Source organism: Gordonia sp. YY1 (genome assembly GCF_009872315.1).
GTDB classification, from domain to species: Bacteria; Actinomycetota; Actinomycetes; order Mycobacteriales; family Mycobacteriaceae; genus Gordonia; species Gordonia amicalis.
In genome coordinates, this window is sequence record NZ_WXYI01000068.1 from 1 (window position 1) to 536 (window position 536).

Below are 536 nucleotides of genomic sequence, written 5' to 3' on the forward strand. Positions count from 1 at the left end.
GGCGGATTCAACTGGTCGTCGCAACACCATGATCATGGAGGTGTTCGCGGTGGCTACGGCGGACTGGAGTTGGAAGACCAGCGATGTGGCGGTAGGTGTTCGTCGGCAGTGGCGTGCTGATCGTGCACTTCGGCCGGCGATGCGATCGCCGGGGCGGCCGGAGCCGTCGCGGCAGGTGCAACGTGAGTTTTGGCGGGTGGTCGCGACGGGGGTGAGCACGGCGCAGGCATCGATCGCTGTCGGTGTGTCGGTGCCGGTGGGTACACGCTGGTTCCGCCACGCTGGCGGCATGAGGCCGCTGAGTCTGGATGAGCCTTCGGGCCGCTATCTATCGTTCGCCGAACGGGAAGAGATCGCGCTGCTACGCGCCCAGGATCGTGGGGTGCGTGAGATCGCACGGCGGATCGGGCGCAGTCCGGCCACGATCTCACGTGAGCTACGGCGCAACGCCGCAACCAGGAGCGGGAAGCTCGAGTATCGGGCGTTGGTGGCGCAGTGGAAAGCCCAGCAGGCCGCCAAGCGCCCAAAAACAGCGA

At 66.6% G+C, this 536-nt stretch carries 1 protein-coding gene; it reads left to right on the forward strand.

What is annotated here, in order from left to right; genetic code table 11:
- Window positions 1-139: 139 nt before the first annotated feature.
- Window positions 140-536, forward strand: a 397-nt coding sequence (locus tag BPODLACK_RS23735; protein ID WP_317510433.1) for a helix-turn-helix domain-containing protein, incomplete at its 3' end; no start/stop codon positions are given.